We start from the raw sequence: 17,791 nt of genomic DNA on the forward strand, positions 1-17,791 counted from the left end.
CGCGTTCCAGCACCCCGCGCGCGCGGGAAGATACGGCGGCGAGTTCGGGCGAATGATTGACCGAGATCCCGGATTCGAACATCGCGATGTAGTGGCCCGGGTGCTTGCGCGCGAAGGCAAGGTAGGCGCGCCCCGTCGCCTCGAACGCCGCCAGCGCCGAGGGCTGACCGGATTCGTAGGCGAATTCCATCACGTCCGCGAAGATCCGGTAGCCCTGCAGCGCGGCCTCGGCGATCACGTCCTCGCGCCCCGAGAAGTGGCGGTAGACCGCCGCCGGGGTAACGCCCGCGCGCTTGGCGGCCTCGGACAGGGTGAAGCCGGTCGGCCCCTTCTCCTCGATCAGCTCGAGCGCCGCGTCGACCAAAGCCTGGCGCAGGTTGCCGTGATGATAGCCGCGCTTATGCATCGAGCAGCCCGGGCCCGGCGCTGATCCGCGGATCGGGAATCCCGAGCGCGTCGTCGTCGCGGTGGTCGTAGTCGAGACCGGTCAGCACCGTCCGGATCGCTTCCAGCCGCGCGCGGCGCTTGTCATCGGCGCGGATCACCGTCCAGGGGGCGTGCGGCGTGTGGCTGCGCGACAGCGTCTCGCGGATCGCAAGCGTGTAGGCGTCCCACAGCGCCAGGCCGTCCACGTCGATGCGGCTCAGCTTCCAGTGCTTGAGCGGATCGCGCTCGCGTTTCAGGAACCGACGCAACTGCTCGGCGCGGCTGACGGTCAGCCAGATCTTGAACAGGTGGATGCCCTCGTCGGTCAGCAGGCGTTCGAAGTCGCCCACCTGGCCGAAGAAGTGCTGCCGCTGGGCGTTCGTCGCGAAGTTGAAGACGGCCTCGACCACGCCGCGGTTGTACCACGAACGGTCGTAGAACACGATCTCGCCCTCGGTGGGCAGGTGCTGCACGTAGCGCTGGAAATACCATTGGCCGGCCTCGGTCTCGGTCGGCTTGCCCAGCGCCACGACGCGCGCGCCGCGCGGGTTGAGGTTCTCGCGGAAGCGCTTGATCGTGCCGCCTTTTCCCGCGGCGTCGCGCCCCTCGAAGACGACGGCGACGCGGGCGCCGCTGGCCTTGGCCCAGGCCTGCATCTTGACCAGTTCGATCTGCAGCGCGTCCATCTGCGCACGGTAGTCGTCGGATCCCAGCGGATCGGCATAGGGATAGTCGGGGTCGAGGATGGCGCGATCCTCGGCCAGCGCGGTGCGCACCGCGTCGGGCGCATCGCGTTCGGCGTAGCGCGAGATCGCGCCGTCGAAGGGCAGGCTGTCGAAGGGCTGCGTCATGGGCCGTCCTCTCAGGCTGCGGGGCGCGCAGTATGCGGTGCGCGTGGGCTCAACGCAAACCGGCGCGTTCGGCTGCACGCAGGATCGCCTCGACCACCGCGCCTTCGCGGGCGTGGTGCGGCATGTGGCCGACGCCCTCGAGCACGGTGAGGTTCGCGTTCGGCAGGATGTCTGCCGCCGCGACCGAGTGGATCTCGAGCCCCACGGTGTCGTCTGCGGTGCCGTGCACCAGCTCGACCGGGATCGACAGCGTGTCGTAGCGCGGGACCATCGTGCGCAGGTGGCCCTTCAGCGCCTGCACCTGCCGCGCGTTGGCGCGCAGCTGGCCGGGCCGCAGCGACAGGCCGGGGCCAATATGGGCGAGATAGCCGTCGGGCATCGGGTTCGGGGCGAAGATCGGCTCGACCCGGCCGGCGGTCTCCATCGGGTCGATCAGCGCCGCCGCCAAGGGCGCCAGCGTCGCGCCGCCAAGGCGCGAGCCCAGCAGCTTGTACGACGTGGCGACGTCGCCCGGCCAGGGCATGATCGCGCCCGCAAGGCTGACCAGCGCCGCGGCGTCGTGGTCCAGCGCCCAGGCCATCGCGACCGAACCGCCGAAGCTGTGGCCGACGACGACCGGGTTCTCGACCCCGATCTGCTGCGCGGCCCGCGCCAGCAGGGCGGCCTGCTGCTGCGGGCTTTCGGCGCGGGTGTTGAAGGCCCCGGCATAGCTTTCGTCGATCCGGTCGGTATAACCCAGCCCGGGGCGGTCGAAGGCCGTCACGCGAAAGCCGCGCTCGACCAGACGTGGCAGCAGCGAGAACGTCATGTCGCGCAGGTTGCCGCCGGCGCCGTGGATCAACACCACGTCCGGCCCTTGGCCCTGCTGGACGTAATGCACGCGCGCGCCGTCCACTTCGGTGAACTGCCCCACGGGCGGCCAGCGGTCCTCGGCCCGGGCGACGGCCCGGTCGGCGCTGCGTTCGACGATCGCGCCGCAGCCGGCCAGCGCCAGCAGCAGCGCGGCGGCGATGACGGTCCAGACGCTCATGCCTCGGCCCGCAGGTCGGCGGGATCGACGCGGCCGATGTCGCGAAGGTCGAAGGGCGTGGTCTGGTAAATCTCGTTGATCCAGTTGCCGTAGAGCAGGTGCGCATGGCTGCGCCAGCGGTTCTGCGGCCGCTTCGCGGGATCGTCGCCGGGATAGTAGTTCGCCGGCACGTTGATCGCCCGGCCCTCGGCCACGTCGCGATCGTATTCCTGCTTCAGCGTGTCGCTGTCGTATTCCAGGTGATTGAAGATGTAGAGCGCGCGGTGCGCCGGGTCCTCGACGAGGCAGGGGCCGGTCTCGGCGCTGTCGATGAGGATCGGCAGGCCGGCGGCCTCGATCTCCTCCCGCTTCAGTTCGGTCCAGCGCGACACGGGGATGACCATATCGTCGGAGAACCCGCGCAGGTAGGGCGAGGCGGGCGCGCAGTTGTCGTGCCGCACGCAGCCGAAGGCCTTGGCGTCGAGCATGTGCTTGGCCACCCCGTGGAAGTGGTGGATCATCGCCATGCCGCCCCAGCATACGCCGAAGGTCGAATGCACGTGGTCCTGCGTCCAGTCAAAGACCTGGGTCAGCTCGTCCCAGTAGGTCACCTCCTCGAAAGGCAGATGCTCGATCGGGGCGCCGGTGATGATCAGCCCGTCGAAGCGGTCGCCGCTGTCGGCCACGTCGGCGAAAGGACGGTAGAACGTCTCCATGTGCTCGGCGGCGGTGTTGCGGGTCTGGTGCTCGGACATGCGGATCAGGCTGAACTCGATCTGCAGCGGCGTGGCCCCGATCAGCCGGGCGAACTGGTTTTCGGTCTGGATCTTCTTCGGCATCAGGTTCAGCAGGCCGATGCGCAGCGGCCGGATGTCCTGCCGTTCTGCCAGCGCGTCGGCCATGACGGACACGCCCTCGCGGGTGAGAACGTCGAAGGCGGGCAGGTCGGCGGGCAGCTTGATCGGCATCGGGCATCCTTTCGCGAAGGGCAGAGATAGGCCAAGCGGCCGCGACGGACAAGGAGGGCGCGCCGGCCGCGGCGTGTGGCCCGTCGCCCGTATGACAGCGCTGGCAAAGTTCGTGACAGCGCTGTCAAAGCGCCAGGGGCGGCGTGAGACCGGTCTTCTCGAGCAGCCAGCGCGCCTGAAGGGCGCCCCCATCGTGTTCGAGGATCAGCGCGTTGCGCTCTGCGGTGTAGCGGTCGGACCGGCCGGGCAGGGGCCGGATGCGGATCGGCTGACCCGGAAGCGGGGATTCGCCCAGCGTCGCCAGCGCGCCCAGCGTCCGCGCCCAGCCCTTGGGCGGAGCGCGGTGCGTGACGCCCGAGGCGACCAGCTGATGCAGGACCTTGCCCGGCGCCAGATCCATCGTCGCCCGCGTCGCCAGGTGGATCTCGCCCGAGACCACCGTGACCTGCGCGCCGGCGGGCGCCGCCATGCGCCTGCACAGGCGCAGCATGTGCCGCCAGGACGACCGGTGCGCGCGGCTTTGCCACTGGTCGCGCAGGTCGTCCTCGTATTTCTGCATGCGCGGCACGAGGATCATCGCCAGTTCCAGCAGCGACAGGCGCGGCCCCAGCAGTGGCACCGACGTGATCAGCAGCGTGCGCCCATCGAAGCCGTCGCGCGCGGCGTCCTCGACCATGTCCCAGCCTTCGCGGCCCATGACCTCGCGCCGGGTGCGCTGGCTGCGCAGGTCCGGGGCGAGCAGGCGCAGCCCGGGCAGGTCGACCCTCCAGCCGAGATGCGTACCGGCAGGATCGGCGAAACGCGCGGGCAGGTCGCCGTCGCGCGTGCCGTGCTGGAAGGCCAGCGCCATCTCGCGCGCCACGTCGAACAGCAGCCGGCCGACGGACGAGCGTGCCGCGCTGCGCGGCAACGACCCCCAGCCGTCGCAGATGTCGTGGTCGTCCCACTGCATGACCGACGGCACGCGTGCGGCGAGCCAGGAGAACGCCTCGGCGGTGTAGAGCGCGCTGTAGCGGTCGAAGAAGCGCTGCCGCAGGTGCGCGCGCAGGTCGGTCAGCGTATCGTCCTCGGGATCGTCGGGCCAGGCGTCGGGCCAGCCGGCCGAGGCGGAATGCCCTTGCGTGGCCTCGTCGGCATAGATCTGGTCGCCGCCGTGGATCAGCAGCGAGAACGGCGCCTCGCGGTGACCTTCGGCGAGGCGCGTCCAGATGACGTTGCGCTCGGCCGGGTCGCGGTCGAGGTCGCCATGCTCTTCGCCGTTGCAGGACACGTAGGCGAAGCGCGGCTCGGGCGCGGACGCGCCCGCCAGGTCGTAACGCGTGCCGTTCCAGTCGTAGGACGACGGTTCGGCGGCCGGCCGATCGAACCGCGCGCGCCAGACGGCGCGTTCGCCGCAACGCAGGATCATCTCGGGGTGGTGAACGCCGGCCTCGGTCCCGACCGGTGCGGGCGCCGCGTCGGCGGGGCCCACGAACAGCGCGGCCAGCCGCATGGTGCCGTCGCGGACGCTGTCGAGGATCAGGATGGGGCCGGCGAACGCGTGGGTCATCAGTGGCAACCGACTTGCCCCGCGCCGGTTGCATGGCGCCGGGCGGTCACGACGGCAGCGCGCCGGCGATCAGGTCCTGGAACCCGGCTTCGGTCTGCACGCCAGCCAGATCGGCGGCCTCGACCGTAACGCCCCAGTTGCGCGCGATCGCTTCGTAAAGCGGCTGGCGGTGGGCCAGCGCGCGCGCATAGGTCCAGCGGATGAACGCGTCCGGGTCGACGGCATCCTCGGCCAGCCCGGTCTCGTCGAGATAGGCGCGCCACGCTCGGTCGAGGAATTGCGGCTGGTAGGCCATCGGCTTCGGCGCCCGGTCGAACCGGCGGATCAACTCGGCGGTGTGTTCGTCGCTGCCGCGGATCCAGACCATCAGCGCGACCTCTGACAGCGCTGTCAGGATCTCGTCGCGCGGGTCCTCGGGGTCCACCCATTCGCAGATCGACCCGCCCGTGTCGCAGACGAAATGCGGGTAGCCGTACAGGTCCTGCGCGCGGTCGATGAAGTAGCCGGTGTCCAGCAGCGCCTGCATTTCGGCGCGGCGGAACTGCTCCTGCCGGCGGCGGTACTCGGCGATCGGCATGCCGCCCTTGGCGGAGTCCCCCGGCTTGCCAAGGTAGGCCGACACCGGCTTGAGGTTCTCGAAGCTGAGGTTCGAGCCGATGTAGATCGAATCCGTCATCAGCAGGTCGCGCAGGAACGGCACCTTCATCGCCTCGCGCTTGGCGTTGTCGACGATGTATTCGCCCATGTACCGCGTGCCGATGCGGTAATCGATCGAGTAGTGGAACCAGTCGCCCGAGCCGCGCAGCATGGACGACACATGCGTCTTGCCCAAGCCCGACATGGCGAACAGGACGACGCGCTTGGATGGCGCGTCGCGCCAGGCCTGGGCTGTGGGGTAGAGCATGGGCGGCGTCCGTCTGCGGTGTTGCGCATCCTGCGTAAGCGGGCGCGGAGGCGGCGTCAAATGCGCGAACGGCCGGCGCAGGGGCCGGCCGTTCCGATGCGTCAGCCCTTGGGGCCGATCATGTCTTCGGGCCGCACCACCCGGTCGAAGGTCGCCTCGTCGACGAAGCCCAGCTTCACGGCCTCTTCCTTCAACGTCGTGCCGTTCTTGTGCGCGGTCTTGGCGACCTTGGTCGCGTTGTCATAGCCGATCTCGGGTGCGAGCGCGGTGACCAGCATCAGCGATTCGCGCATCAGCTTGCCGATGCGGTCCTCGTCTGCCTTGAGACCCGCCACGAGGTTATCGGTGAAGGCGCTCGCCGCGTCGCCAAGAAGCTGCATCGACTGCAGCACGTTGTAGGCCATCATAGGCTTGTAGACGTTGAGTTCGAAATGCCCCTGGCTGCCGGCGAAACCGACGGCCGCATCGTTGCCCATCACGTGCGCGCAGACCTGCGTCAGCGCCTCGCACTGGGTCGGGTTCACCTTGCCGGGCATGATCGAGCTGCCGGGCTCGTTCTCGGGCAGGGCCAGCTCGCCCAGGCCGCAGCGGGGGCCGGACCCAAGCAGACGGATGTCGTTGGCGATCTTGAACAGCGAGGCCGCGACCGTGCGCAGCGCGCCCGACATCTCGACCATCGCGTCGTGCGCGGCCAGCGCCTCGAACTTGTTCGGCGCGGTGACGAAGGGGATGCCGGTGATCTCGGCCATGTTGGCGGCGACGGTCTCGGCCCAGCCCTTGCGGGTGTTCAGCCCCGTGCCGACGGCGGTGCCACCCTGGGCCAGCTCGTGGATGCGGGGCAGGGCGCCCTCGATCCGGGCGATGCTCATCCGGATCTGGTGCACGTAGCCGGAGAATTCCTGCCCCAGCGTCAGCGGCGTCGCATCCTGCGTGTGGGTGCGCCCGATCTTGATGATGTGCTCGAACTCGGCCTGCTTGGCCTCCATCGCGGCCAGCAGCTTGCGCAGGCCGGGCAGCGTCACGTCGCGCGCGGTTGTCGCGGTGGCGATGTGCATCGCCGTCGGGAAGGTGTCGTTCGACGACTGGCCCATGTTGCAGTGGTCGTTCGGGTGCACCGGGTCTTTGCTGCCCATCGTGCCGCCGAGCATCTCGATCGCGCGGTTTCCGATCACCTCGTTGGCGTTCATGTTCGACTGCGTGCCGGACCCGGTCTGCCACACGACCAGCGGGAAGTGGTCGTCGAGCTTGCCCTCGACCACCTCGCCCGCGGCCGCGATGATCGCGTCGGCGATCTTGCCGTCGAGCGTGCCCTGCGCCTTGTTGGCCTGCGCGCAGGCCTTCTTGATGACGCCCAGCGCGCGCACGATGGCGACCGGCTGACGCTCCCACCCGATCGGGAAGTTCTGGATCGAGCGCTGGGTCTGCGCGCCCCAGTACTTGTCTGCGGGAACCTCGAGCGGGCCGAAGCTGTCGGTTTCGGTGCGGGTGGCGGACATGGCCTTCTCCTCGGTATGCGGTCGCATGCGCATTAGCCGCTGACGCACGCCGGGGCAATCGGCCAGATGGCCGTTTGCGTTAACGAACGTCGGGCCTGTGGCCTACTTGCGGAACTTGTCGAGGCTGACGATCTCGGCGTCGCGGTGCGTGCCTTCGGGCTCGGCCTCGTCGTCCGGCGCGGCGTCGTCCAGCGGATCGTCCTCGTCCTCGTCGTCCTCCTGCGTCTCGAAGCGCAGGCCGAACTCGACCGAGGGGTCGACGAAGGTGCGGATCGCGTCGTAGGGGATGTACAGCCGCTCGGGCGCGTCGCCGAAGTTGAGCGTGATGGCAAAGCCCTCGTCCGTGACGTCGAGCGCGTCGAACCAGTGCTGCATCACCACGGTCATCTCTTCGGGGTAGCGGTCCGACAGCCAGTCCGCGATCTCGACGTCCGGGTGGCCGGTGTCGAATGTGATGAAGAAGTGATGCTCGCCCGGAAGCCCGCGTTCGGCCACGTCGAACAGGACCTCCTGGATGAGGCCGCGCATCGCGCGATGCATCAATCTGCCGTAATCGATCCGTCTGGACATGGGTCCGCCTTCAGGTTTCGCGCCCAGCATATGGCATCTGTCGCCGAGTAAAAGGGGGGAATCGGTCGAGATCGATCTGTGCGCGGACGCGCGGCCGGCCTAGCCCACGACGCGGGAAATCTCGCGCAGGATCTTCAGCCGGATGGCGCGGGCATAGTCGCGGTGTCCCCGCGCGGTGACCACGAAGCCGTCGCGGGTGATCACGTTGCGCTGGTAGAAGTTGGTGATCGCGACGCCGATTCCCTCGATCGCCAGACCGTTGACGGTGACGCCCGCGCGCTCGGCCCGGTTGCGCGCGCGGCCGATCTCGCCACCCGCGTTCGGGGTGCCGTCGCCCGACACGTCGATGATGCGGCGCGCGCAATCCGGCGCGTCGCGGAACTGCGCGACGGCGAAATCCACCGCGTCGGCTGGCGCGGTGTCGGAGAGTACGAAGGCGCGCGGCATCGACTGGGCCGCGGCGGCGAAGGCCTCGACCTGTGCGGAGCCGAACATCTGCGTCCACGGCAGCGTGACCGCCTGCATGTCCTGCCCGGACCATTGCACCACCGCGAGCGCGACCCGGTCGCGCACGAGGATCTCGACGATCGCGGGATCGCGCAGCGCGGCGGCGAGACCCTCGGTCTGCAGGCGGTATTCGCCCGCGTCGACCGAGTTCGACACGTCCATCGACAGGATCAGCGCCGTCTGGCAGGCCAGCGCCTGCCCGGCCGAGAACAGCCAGCAAAGACCGATCGTGCGCAACATGGGGCAAGGGTTACGGCCACCGTGGCGCAGGTCAAGCGGCACCGCCCGGAAAGCCCCCGCACGGGCGAGCGGCTTGCCGCCGGTGCGCGGTCAATCGGCGTCCTCAGCCCGGCCCGACCCGCCAGAGCAGCCAGTCGGGCCGCGCCTGCGCGCGATCGCCCAGAACGCGCACGGCAAGGCCGGGATCGACCCGGTCGATCAGACGCGCGGGCAGCGGCTGCGGCCGGCCCTCGTAGCGGGCGAGGATCTGCCAGCCCGGTCCGGGCGAAAGCGCGCCCTCGGCCGCGAAGACCAGGTCGCCGGCCATGATGGGATCGCCTTCCCGAAGGCGGGTCAAAAGCGTGGGCGACAGCCCCTGCATGCGCAGGAGCAACCGGCTTCGCTTGATCTTGGTGTCGGCCTTGATCGGGCTGCCGTGCTCTTCGGCGGCGGCGGCCAGGCGCTCTGCGGTGCCCGCGTCCGGCGGGCGCGTGACCAGCGACAGCGCGACGCTCGCGGTGCAGACCGACACCAGCAGGGCGGCGCCGGCACGCGGCCTGCGCGCGGCCAATGCGGCGATGGCGCGGGCGGCCAGGAAGACCGCGGCCACCGCCACCACGGGATAGTAGTAATACCGCTCGAGGTTGAGCACGCCGACCGCCAGCAGATACGCGGCAACCGAGCCCGCGACCAGGTGCAGCGCCGCGCGGCGGCCTTCCGTGTTGCCAGGCGCCATGCCGTGCCGCGCGATGCCGATCACCAGCAGCGCGAGGCCCGGCAGCGCCACGAGCCAGATCGGTGTCAAAAGCGAGGCGGCGATCGTCTCGAGGATCGGCGCGGCCCAAGTTTCGGCCCGCCCCGGCGCGGTGTCGAGGATGCGCGTCCCCGGCGCGTCCTGCCCGTGCGCGAGGTCGGCGCGCATGCGGAACAGCCACGCGCCGTAGACCGCGCGGTAGAACGCCAGTTCGGCCAGCAGCGCGGTCGCGAAGGCGGCGAGGATCGCGGCCGCCGCGACGCCCCGGCGCACCATCGCGGGTTTGGCCGCGACCAGCGTGACGAGGGCGAGCGTGACCGGCAGGTAGGCGGACGTCTCGCGGCAGGCCCAGGCCGCCCAGGCCAGCACGCCCGCCAGAACGAAGTCGCGCGCCCGTTCGGCCCGTGCGGCGAGCGCGATGGCGGCCAGCGTGAACAGCGTCTCGGGCACCGCCACGATGATACCCATCGAGGCGAACACCGGCGAGGTCGCGAACAGCGCTCCGGCGGCACGGCCGGTCGCGGCGTTCGACCAGCGACAGCCGCAAAGCCAGGCCAGCCAGACCAGCACGCTCGACACCAGCAGAAGCGGCAGGGACAGGGTCAGCTCGGACGGTCCCAGAAGACCCGCGCCAAGCGTCAGCGGCAGCGTCAGCGGCCAGCGCAGTCCCCAGTGGTCGCGCGGCAAGGTGCCGTCCAGAAGGTCCATCGCGGCGCGGGAATATTCGAGAGAATCCATCCAGCCCAGACCCGGCCAGAGCAGCGCCGCCACCGCCCAGTGCAGCGCGATCAGCGCGAGCGGCACCAGCCGCGAATCCCGCGCCGACGCCCACGGCGGGGCGGGCCGCGATCCGGCGCGCGCGCGAAGGCCGGCCTCGGGGTCGGATGCATCGTTCAAGGCGGTCTCTTCGCGGTCGCTTTCGGATCTGGCGGGCCACGCGACGCGGTGGCCGGCCCTGCCGCCCGACCGTTAGGCGGTCAGCCGGCGCGGCGCAACTCGTCGCGGGGGCGCATGAACTCCTCGTGGTACGATCGTTCGACGTTCACGTCCCAGACGTCGTGTTCGGCGCCGAAGATGTTCTCGGCGGCCTTCATCGCCGTCAGCATCGAATGGTCCTGGTTGTTGTAGCGGTGCAGGCCGTTGCGGCCCACGGTGTGGAAGTTTTCCAGTCCGCGGATCCAGTCGGCGATGGTATCCACCGCGTCCTGGTAATGCTCGTCGTAGACCGGGTAGGCCTTGGGCTGGCGGATCACGTAGGACCCGGTCACCGTTTCGGCCGCCGCAAGGCCCAGCTGCTCGAGCTCGTCTGTGGCGAGCGCGCGCAAGTCCTCGTCGGACATGGTCCACAGCGCGTCGCCCTCGGCGCAGAAATACTCCATCCCGATCGACGCGGTGTCGTCGTCGGGCAGCATCTCGGGCGACCAGGCGCGGAAGTTCTGGATTCGCCCCACCTTCACCTCGGGGGCGTGGACGTAGATCCAGTTGTCGGGGAACGGGTCCTCGTGGTCCAGCACCAGCGTCACGATCAGGAAGTCGCGGTAGCGCAACTTCCCGGCGGCCTTCAGCACGTGCGGCGGCGGCGGCGGGTCGAAAGCCGCCACGAGATCGTCGAGCGCGAGCGACGAGACCACGTGGTCGGCCGCGTGCGTCTTTACGCCGTCGTCGGAGGCGACCTCGACCGCGGTCACGCGGTTGCCGTCGCGCAGGATGCGCCGCGCGTAATGGCGCAGATGCACGGCACCGCCCTCGGCCTCGATCGCCTCGGCGGTCTTTTCCCACATCATGCCAGGGCCCAGGCGGGGATACTCGAACTCCTCGATTAGGCTGGCGGTGTCGTTGCGGCCCGACACGGCGTTCCACACCGCCTTGGACAGCGACAGGTTCTTGATGCGCTGCGCGGCCCAGTCGGCGCGGATCTCCTTGGGTGGGAGCGACCGCCCGTCGGCTTGGCGCCGGTGACCGGAAGGGCCTTTCGACGCGCGCTCACCGGGATCGTCGGCGACGAGGCGCCCGCGGTCGTGCATGCCCATCACCCGCACGAGGTGGGGCGTGCCGCCCTGCACGCCGCGCGCGCCCGTGGCGTGCCCTTCGTCTATGAGCTGCGCTGCTTCAACGGCGATTACGACCTCGATTCACCGCGCCTGTCCAAGCGCTTGCGCGGGCGCCGCGTGAACGCGCTGGAACTCGACGTGGCGCGACGCGCCGACGCCGTGGTGACGATCTCGGACGGCCTCGCCGACCGGCTGCGGGCGGGGGGCGTCGCGGCCGACCGCATCCACATCGTGCGCAACGCGGTCGACACCGACCGCTTCGCCACGGCCCCGGCACGGACCGATGGCGCCGGGGACTTGCACGTCGGCTACGCCACGACCTTCGAGGCGATGGAGAATCTCGACGGGCTGGTCGAGGCCGTCGCGCTGCTGCGCAAACGCCGCCCCGGGCTGCGCCTGCGCGCGACGCTGATGGGCACCGGGCGCGACTTCGACCGGATCGAAGGGCTGGTGGCGCGCGCGGGGCTGAACGACGTGATCGACCTGCCGGGCTTCGTGCCCTATTCGCAGATGCCCGATCGGCTGGGCGCGCTCGATCTCTTCGTCGTGCCGCGGCGGGCCGCCGCCGTGTCGTCCGGGACCACGCCGCTGAAGCCGCTCGAGGCGCTTTCAGTGGGCCTGCCGGTGCTGTCCTCGGACCTGCCCGCACTGCGCGAGCTGATGGGCCACAGTCCGGCGGCGCGGTTCGTGCCGCCCACGCCCGAGGGCCTGGCCCAGGGGATCGAACGCTTCGCGGACGCGCCCTGGCCGCGATCGGAAGGCATCGAGGCGCGCAGCTGGCGGCGCGAGGTTCACCGCTACGCCGACGTCTACGCGGCGGCCGGGGCGCGGCCATGAACGCACGGGTCTTTCCCGGCCATCCGGTGCCGCCCGCGTCCTTCACCGACTGCTTCGTCCTGCCGGAGGGCGTTGACGAGGGGCGCAACGCCGGTGCACGCGCGCTCTGGGTCGCGGCGCCCGAGCGTCCGTTCACGGACGGCGGCGGGAAATCCCTGCGCTGGATCGCGCCCGCGACGCAAGGCGACGCCCTGCCGGATGCCTGGTCCCTCGACGACGATGCGGCGGTGCCGGCCGACCACCGGCCGCTATTGGTGGCCGGCCGCCTGACCCCGCTGCGCATCGCGTCCCTGCTGAAGGCGCGCCCCGGCCCGGTCGTGCTGCGCCACCTGGGCGCCGGGGCGGGCGACGCCGCCGCGCTGGTCGCGGTGCTGCAGCTGGCGGCGTCGGACCCGCGCCTGTGGCTCGAGACCTCGGGCGCGGTGATCGGCGCCTTCGTGACCGAGGCGGCGGCGCGGCTTCCCGACCGGGTGATCTTCGCCTCGGGGGCGCCGGTCTTCGAGGCGCACGCGCAGGCCGCACATGTCGCCGCCGCCCTGTCGCCGGACGCGGCGCGCGGCGTCTTCGTAGACAACGCCGCCCGGCTGATGCCATGACCGACGCCGCGCGCAGCCCCGTGCCCGAGCCGCCCGCCGGGCTGACCGACATCCACGTGCATCTCGGCCCGTCTGACACCGGGGAACTCTACTACCCGCACCTGACGCCGGACGAATGGCTGGAGATGGCCGAGGCTTCGGACATCGCGCGCGCGGTGGCCTTCGCGCCCACAAACCACGCCGGTTACGCGCAGGCGAACGCCGAGCTTGCGCGGGTCGCCGCCGGCAGCGGCGGCCGCATCCGCGCCTTCGCGCGCCTCAGCGGACCCGAGATGCCGCTCGACGAGGCGCCGGGCTGGCTTTGGCGCCGCGCGGTCAAGCGCCGGCTGCGGCCGCCCGATCCCGGCCTCGCCCCCGAGGCGCTGGAGACCTTCGCCGGCGTCAAGCTGCTGCCGCAGCTCGACGGCGTGCCCGGCAAGCGGCACTTCGAGGCGATCGCCGACCTGCGCCTGCCGGTGCTGTGCCATTCGGGGCGGATGGTGCCGCCGCGCTGGATCGCCCGACGCATCCTGCCGCGCACCACCGGCCCGGTGATCGTCGCGCATCTGGGCCAGTTTCCCGACGCCATCGACCTCGCGGCCGAGGCCTACGCGCTGGCGCGCTCGGACCCGCGTGTCTGGCTGGACACATCCGGGATCTGGCGACGCGACCAGTTGCGCCACCCCGACATGCCGTGGGACAGGCTGGTCTTCGGATCGGATTGTCCGCTGACCCATCCCCGCGTCGCTTGGGACCAGGTCGCGCGCGCGCTGCCCGATCCGGGGCTGGCCGCCCGCATCGGCCGCGACGCCGCCGAGGAGATCCTGTCATGAGCCTGCACGCCGTGCTGCCCGCCCGCCTGTCCGAGGAGATCGCCCGCCGCAAGCTGTGGCCGGTCCTGCCGCGGCGGCGGATCGCGCCGCCCGCCGGGCCGCCGGTGCTGGCGCTGTCCTTCGACCTCGACTACCAGGCCGACACCGACGCGCTGCCCGCGCTGACCGACCTGGTGGACGCGGCCGGCGCGAAGATGACGCTGTTCGCAATCGGCAAGCTGGCGCAGGCCGATCCGGCCGCCTACGCCGACGCGCATGCCCGCGGCCACGAGATCGCCAACCACACCTGGTCGCATCCCGACAACCCGGTGCTGAACCCGGACCGCGAGTTCTGGCACCTGTCCGAGGACGAGATGGCCGACGAGATCGCGCGCGGGCAGGACGCGCTGGCGGCGATCACCGGCACGCGGCCGGTCGGCTTCCGCACGCCGCATTTCAAGGACGCGGCCCCGCTGCGCGCCGCGCTGCGCCGGTTTCCGGAGATCCGCTACGCCTCGTCCTCGCTGGCGTCGCGCTGCCCCGCGCCGGTGCCCTTCGTGCCCGAGGCGGCGCCGCGCCACGGCGACCAGAGCCTGAACTTCCCTTCCGCGTCTCCGGCTCCGAATGACCTGCTGATGATCCCGCTGACGCCGTGCCCCGGCGTGCGGTGGTCGCCGTTCTCGTCCTACCTGTCGATCCGCCGGCCGGCGAACCCCGCCAAGGGTGCCGGGCTGCACGACCTGGACAAGTTCGAGACGCTGTGGCGCCGGATGCTGGACGAGGAACGTCCGCGCGGCTTCGCCTCGGTCTATTTCGATCCGCTGGACGTGATGCGCGACGCCGATACGGTGGCCGTCTTCCGACGTATGCTGGACCACGCGCGCGACGCCGGCTGGCACCTCACGACCCTGGCCGAGGTCGAGCGGCTGTGGCGCCCGGTCGCCGCGCCATGAGCCCGCCGCGCGTCCTGCACGTGTTCGAGACCTGGCCGCCGATTGCCACCGGCTATGCCAGCCGCTCCGCGCTGATCGTGCGGCACCAGGCCGAGCAGGGCATCGCCGAGCCGCGCGTTCTGGTGTCGTCGCGCCAGCACGACTTCGCCGGGCAGGCGGACGCGCCGGCACGCATGCTCGCGCCGTCCCCGCGCGAACGGCTGACGCGGCGGCTGCGGCCCTACGACCTAGACGTGGCGCACCTTGCCCGCGCCGTGGCGCACGAGGCGCGCGACGTCGACATCGTTCACGGGCATTTCTCGTCCGGGATCGGGCGCGCCGTCGCGCGCGGCGCGCGCGAGGCCGGCCGCCCCTTCGTGGCCGAGGTGCGCTTCGACCTCGCCGGTGCCGCGGGGGCGCAGTCGGGGCGCCTGATGACGATGCTGGAACCGGTGCTGCGCCGGCGGTTCGAAGAACACCTGCGCCACGCCGATGCGGTTGTCGCGGCCAGCCATGCGCTGGGGCGGTTCCTTGTGGCGCGCGGCCTCGCCCCGGCGGACCGGCTGCACGTGATCGCCAACGGGGCCGAGCCGGTGCGGGCCGATCCCGCCGAGACCGCCGCCCTGCGGACGCGCCTGGGCCTCGACGCGGATGCTGCGCAAGCCGGCCCGGTGATCGGCACGACCAGCGCGATGCTGGCCTACGAGGGGCTCGACCGTCTGGTCGAGGCCGCCGCGCGGGTGCCGGGTGCCACGCTCCTGATGGTGGGTGACGGCCCCGAACGGTCCCGGCTCGAGGCGCATGCGAAGGCCGCGGGCGTGCGCGCGATCTTCACCGGCGCGGTGCCGCGCGCGGCGGTGCCGGCCCACCTGGCGCTGATTGACGTCTTCGGCGTGCCGCGCCGATCGCTGTCGGTCACGCGCTACGCGAGCCCTCTGAAGGTGGCCGAGGCGATGGCCGCCGGGCGTGCCATCGTCGCCGCCGACGTGGGCGACATCGCCGACATGCTGGCGGACGGCCGCGGCGTGGTGGTGCCGCCCGACGCGCCTGACGCCTTCGCCGCCGCCGTGGCGGAACTCGGGGCCGATCCTGGCGCCCGCGAGCGGCTGGGCCGCGCCGCCCGCGCGCATGCCGAGAGCGACATGACCTGGGCCGCGCGCATCGCCGGATACCGCGCGGTCTATGCCGGCCTCGCATGAGCGGCGATTTCGCAGAAGGGGCCGGCACCGGGGCCTCGGCGCCGCCCGACATCTCGGTCGTCGTGCCCGCCTACGGCCGGCCCGAGGCGCTGAGGCGCCTGTTGACGGCGCTGGCGGCCCAGCGGGACGTCGCGGTCGAAGTGATCGTCGTTGACGACGGCAGCCCGGCGCCGCTTGCGCCGACGGCAGAGCCCTTCGCCGCTCGGCTCGACCTGCGCGTGCTGCGGCAGCCGAACGCGGGCCCCGCGGCCGCGCGCAACCGCGGCGCCGCGGCGGCGCGCGCGGGGGTCTTGGCCTTCACCGACGACGATTGCGCGCCGGAGCCCGGCTGGGCCGCGGCGATGCACGCGGCCGTCGCCGGCTCGTCCGCGCCGATCATGGCCGCCGGCCGGACCGAGAACGCCCTGCAGGGCAATCCCTACGCCGAGACCAGCCAGGCGATCGCGGATTTCATCGCGGCACGCGCCGGCCCCGACGGCATCATCGCGCCGTCGAACAACATCGCGCTGCCGCGCGACGCCTTCCTCGACCTCGGCGGGTTCGACACGCGCTATCCATTGGCCGCGGGCGAGGATCGCGCCTTCTGCCGGACATGGGTGCGCGCGGGCTGGCCGATCGTCGCGGTGCCCGGTGCGCGCCTGGCGCATCACCACGATCTCGACCTGCGGCGGTTCTGGCGCCAGCATTCGAACTATGGCCGCGGCGCCGCGCTGTTCCACGCGACCGAGGGCGCGGCACCCTTCGCGCCGCTGTCGCGGCTGGGTTTCTACGCGGCGCTGGTCGCGTCCCCGTGGCGCAGCGCCGGTCTGCGCGGCGTGGCGCTGGCGGCCATGTCGCAGGCGGCGGTGGCACACGGCATGTACCGTGCCCGACGGGAAAAGGGCTGATCAGGAGAGGCGCGGACGCTCCAACAGACGGACCTTCGCGTAGCCGACCAAGGCCGCGGCGTAATGCACCGCATGGGCGGGAATGCCCGCCGCCAGCAGCCGCGCGCCGCCGACGCGCCACAGCAGCGCGAAGAACCGCCGGTTGAGCACCAGGAAGGCTCCAAGCGCGCCGACGAGCACCCACCCGGCCAAAGACGTTACCGCCAGCGCCAGCAGCGCGACGGCCGCCAGCGCAACCATTGCGGCCGAAGCGCGGTGCGCGGGCCCCGCGTTCATCGCGGCGGGATCGAGCCGGCCCAGCGCCAGCAGGCGGGTCCAGGGCACGGCGCGGCCCTGCACGTCGGTGCGCCACATCGACCGGTAGGTCCAGGCCTTCAGGTGCGCGCCCTGCATCTGCGGGTCCAGCACGATCCGGCCGCCCCGGGCGACGAGGCGCAGGCCGAATTCCACGTCCTCGATATCCTCCCAAGCGGGGTCCAGACCGCCTGCCTCGAGGAACGCCGCGCGCCGCACCGCGCCCAACCCGGTCCAGAAGGTGCCGATCTCGCCGGCCGCGCGCTGGTGGACGTGGTGATGCAGCAGGTTGCGATACCGGCTGACCGCGGCCGGCGCCGGCGGCGCGGAATCGTAGGAGCCGATCACCGCCGTAAGGGCCGGGTCCGCGAAATGCCGGGCGATCCGTGACCGGATGTCGGCATGCACGACCACGTCGGCATCGACGAACAGCACGATCTCGCTCGTGCAGGCGGCGACGCCGCGGTTGCGCGCGCGGGCGGGTCGCTCGGGGCTGTCGTTGCGGATCACGCGTACGCCGGCGCGCGTCGCCACCGCGCCGGTCGCATCGCGCGAGCCGTCGTCGACGACAAGGATCGCCTCGGCCGGAAAACCCGCCGCCATCAGGGCCGACAGGCAGGCGGGCAGGGTGTCCTGCGCCTGATGGGCGGGCACGATCACGGCGAAATCGCAAGGGGGCATCGTCATCGCGGCCAAACCAGCAAACGTGGGCGCGGCACGCGCGTCGCGCCGCGCTGGCGCGGGTCGGTGGTGCGGCGGTGGGGAACCGATTTCATGCCATCCTCGCGCGACGTCGGACTCCACATAGCGCCTTTCGCCGCGAGGGAACAGCGCCCGCGCAGACCCACCACGGTCAAGGCAGGAAACCGGTGGAGCAACAGTCAAAGATGAGGAAGAAAGTGCAGGCTTCTGTTGCCAGGTGCCTGCGAACCCCGCCTTGAGCTGCTAGGC

General features: G+C 71.5%; 18 protein-coding genes. 6 read left to right on the forward strand and 12 right to left on the reverse strand.

The genetic code is table 11. The annotated features are described in order from the left end of the window. From ACFDTC_RS14070 to ACFDTC_RS14120, 11 genes are all read right to left on the reverse strand, one after another. Window positions 1–406 (reverse strand): TetR/AcrR family transcriptional regulator (locus tag ACFDTC_RS14070; RefSeq protein ID WP_375259515.1); only part of this gene is annotated, 406 nt, incomplete at its 3' end. Further along, window positions 399–1,277, reverse strand: coding sequence for a polyphosphate kinase 2 (gene ppk2 / locus ACFDTC_RS14075; protein WP_375259516.1), 879 nt, complete (start codon window positions 1,275–1,277; stop codon window positions 399–401). The genes ppk2 and ACFDTC_RS14070, both read right to left, overlap by 8 nt. 49 nt (window positions 1,278–1,326) lie before the next feature. Then, window positions 1,327–2,307, reverse strand: coding sequence for an alpha/beta fold hydrolase (locus tag ACFDTC_RS14080; protein ID WP_375259517.1), 981 nt, complete (start codon window positions 2,305–2,307; stop codon window positions 1,327–1,329). After that, window positions 2,304–3,254 (reverse strand): homoserine O-succinyltransferase, encoded by a 951-nt coding sequence (metA, locus tag ACFDTC_RS14085; protein ID WP_375259518.1) that lies wholly within the window; start codon window positions 3,252–3,254, stop codon window positions 2,304–2,306. Before metA ends, ACFDTC_RS14080 begins: the two co-directional genes overlap by 4 nt. A 124-nt stretch (window positions 3,255–3,378) precedes the next feature. After that, window positions 3,379–4,803, reverse strand: coding sequence for an alkaline phosphatase D family protein (locus ACFDTC_RS14090; protein WP_375259519.1), 1,425 nt, complete (start codon window positions 4,801–4,803; stop codon window positions 3,379–3,381). A 46-nt stretch (window positions 4,804–4,849) separates the two neighbouring features. Further along, window positions 4,850–5,707 carry an ATPase gene (locus ACFDTC_RS14095; RefSeq protein WP_375259520.1) on the reverse strand — a complete coding sequence of 286 codons (858 nt, stop codon included), beginning with the start codon at window positions 5,705–5,707 and terminating at the stop codon, window positions 4,850–4,852. Between the two features lie 101 nt (window positions 5,708–5,808). Beyond that, entirely contained in the window at window positions 5,809–7,203 is a 1,395-nt protein-coding gene (gene fumC, locus ACFDTC_RS14100) for a class II fumarate hydratase (protein WP_375259521.1), read from the reverse strand. Between the two features lie 102 nt (window positions 7,204–7,305). Further along, window positions 7,306–7,773, reverse strand: a complete 468-nt coding sequence (locus tag ACFDTC_RS14105) for an SspB family protein (protein WP_375259522.1) — start codon at window positions 7,771–7,773, stop codon at window positions 7,306–7,308. Between the two features lie 99 nt (window positions 7,774–7,872). Beyond that, window positions 7,873–8,520 (reverse strand): DUF1194 domain-containing protein, encoded by a 648-nt coding sequence (locus tag ACFDTC_RS14110; protein ID WP_375259523.1) that lies wholly within the window; start codon window positions 8,518–8,520, stop codon window positions 7,873–7,875. Window positions 8,521–8,623: 103 nt separating this feature from the next. Continuing rightward, a complete protein-coding gene (locus ACFDTC_RS14115) occupies window positions 8,624–10,150 on the reverse strand; it encodes a glycosyltransferase family 39 protein (RefSeq protein ID WP_375259524.1) in 1,527 nt (508 codons plus the stop codon). Between the two features lie 80 nt (window positions 10,151–10,230). Then, on the reverse strand, window positions 10,231–11,316 hold the full coding sequence (locus ACFDTC_RS14120) for a hypothetical protein (RefSeq protein WP_375259525.1): 1,086 nt from the start codon (window positions 11,314–11,316) through the stop codon (window positions 10,231–10,233). On the opposite strand from ACFDTC_RS14120, the gene ACFDTC_RS14125 reads away from it, so the two are divergent. The 6 genes from ACFDTC_RS14125 to ACFDTC_RS14150 are packed head-to-tail and all read left to right on the forward strand — an operon-like array spanning window position 11,209 to window position 16,546. Continuing rightward, on the forward strand, window positions 11,209–12,141 hold the full coding sequence (locus ACFDTC_RS14125) for a glycosyltransferase (RefSeq protein WP_375259526.1): 933 nt from the start codon (window positions 11,209–11,211) through the stop codon (window positions 12,139–12,141). The two genes, ACFDTC_RS14120 and ACFDTC_RS14125, sit on opposite strands and share 108 nt — an antisense overlap. Continuing rightward, entirely contained in the window at window positions 12,138–12,737 is a 600-nt protein-coding gene (locus ACFDTC_RS14130) for an amidohydrolase family protein (protein ID WP_375259527.1), read from the forward strand. Before ACFDTC_RS14125 ends, ACFDTC_RS14130 begins: the two co-directional genes overlap by 4 nt. Then, window positions 12,734–13,549, forward strand: a complete 816-nt coding sequence (locus ACFDTC_RS14135; RefSeq protein WP_375259528.1) for an amidohydrolase family protein — start codon at window positions 12,734–12,736, stop codon at window positions 13,547–13,549. The genes ACFDTC_RS14130 and ACFDTC_RS14135 overlap by 4 nt, the downstream gene beginning before the upstream one ends. Next, a complete protein-coding gene (locus ACFDTC_RS14140) occupies window positions 13,546–14,481 on the forward strand; it encodes a polysaccharide deacetylase family protein (RefSeq protein ID WP_375259529.1) in 936 nt (311 codons plus the stop codon). The genes ACFDTC_RS14135 and ACFDTC_RS14140 overlap by 4 nt, the downstream gene beginning before the upstream one ends. Continuing rightward, window positions 14,478–15,659, forward strand: coding sequence for a glycosyltransferase (locus ACFDTC_RS14145; RefSeq protein ID WP_375259530.1), 1,182 nt, complete (start codon window positions 14,478–14,480; stop codon window positions 15,657–15,659). The genes ACFDTC_RS14140 and ACFDTC_RS14145 overlap by 4 nt, the downstream gene beginning before the upstream one ends. After that, entirely contained in the window at window positions 15,656–16,546 is an 891-nt protein-coding gene (locus ACFDTC_RS14150) for a glycosyltransferase family 2 protein (RefSeq protein WP_375259531.1), read from the forward strand. Before ACFDTC_RS14145 ends, ACFDTC_RS14150 begins: the two co-directional genes overlap by 4 nt. On the opposite strand, the gene ACFDTC_RS14155 is transcribed toward ACFDTC_RS14150, so the two are convergent. Then, window positions 16,547–17,527 (reverse strand): glycosyltransferase, encoded by a 981-nt coding sequence (locus ACFDTC_RS14155; protein WP_375259532.1) that lies wholly within the window; start codon window positions 17,525–17,527, stop codon window positions 16,547–16,549. Window positions 17,528–17,791: the final 264 nt, after the last annotated feature.

Origin of the sequence: Citreimonas sp., from assembly GCF_042096055.1 — a bacterium.
Lineage (GTDB): Bacteria > Pseudomonadota > Alphaproteobacteria > Rhodobacterales > Rhodobacteraceae > Citreimonas.

What these genes read in the sequence shown, in the direction of transcription:
- ACFDTC_RS14080 (WP_375259517.1), bottom strand. Translation starts at nt 2,307, where the DNA reads ATGAGCGTCTGGACCGTCATCGCCGCCGCGCTGCTGCTGGCGCTGGCC.
- ACFDTC_RS14150 (WP_375259531.1), top strand. Translation starts at nt 15,656, where the DNA reads ATGAGCGGCGATTTCGCAGAAGGGGCCGGCACCGGGGCCTCGGCGCCG.
- ACFDTC_RS14130 (WP_375259527.1), top strand. Translation starts at nt 12,138, where the DNA reads ATGAACGCACGGGTCTTTCCCGGCCATCCGGTGCCGCCCGCGTCCTTC.
- ACFDTC_RS14110 (WP_375259523.1), bottom strand. Translation starts at nt 8,520, where the DNA reads ATGTTGCGCACGATCGGTCTTTGCTGGCTGTTCTCGGCCGGGCAGGCG.
- ACFDTC_RS14155 (WP_375259532.1), bottom strand. Translation starts at nt 17,527, where the DNA reads ATGACGATGCCCCCTTGCGATTTCGCCGTGATCGTGCCCGCCCATCAG.
- fumC (WP_375259521.1), bottom strand. Translation starts at nt 7,203, where the DNA reads ATGTCCGCCACCCGCACCGAAACCGACAGCTTCGGCCCGCTCGAGGTT.
- ACFDTC_RS14090 (WP_375259519.1), bottom strand. Translation starts at nt 4,803, where the DNA reads ATGACCCACGCGTTCGCCGGCCCCATCCTGATCCTCGACAGCGTCCGC.
- ACFDTC_RS14145 (WP_375259530.1), top strand. Translation starts at nt 14,478, where the DNA reads ATGAGCCCGCCGCGCGTCCTGCACGTGTTCGAGACCTGGCCGCCGATT.
- ACFDTC_RS14095 (WP_375259520.1), bottom strand. Translation starts at nt 5,707, where the DNA reads ATGCTCTACCCCACAGCCCAGGCCTGGCGCGACGCGCCATCCAAGCGC.
- ppk2 (WP_375259516.1), bottom strand. Translation starts at nt 1,277, where the DNA reads ATGACGCAGCCCTTCGACAGCCTGCCCTTCGACGGCGCGATCTCGCGC.
- ACFDTC_RS14140 (WP_375259529.1), top strand. Translation starts at nt 13,546, where the DNA reads ATGAGCCTGCACGCCGTGCTGCCCGCCCGCCTGTCCGAGGAGATCGCC.
- ACFDTC_RS14105 (WP_375259522.1), bottom strand. Translation starts at nt 7,773, where the DNA reads ATGTCCAGACGGATCGATTACGGCAGATTGATGCATCGCGCGATGCGC.
- ACFDTC_RS14135 (WP_375259528.1), top strand. Translation starts at nt 12,734, where the DNA reads ATGACCGACGCCGCGCGCAGCCCCGTGCCCGAGCCGCCCGCCGGGCTG.
- metA (WP_375259518.1), bottom strand. Translation starts at nt 3,254, where the DNA reads ATGCCGATCAAGCTGCCCGCCGACCTGCCCGCCTTCGACGTTCTCACC.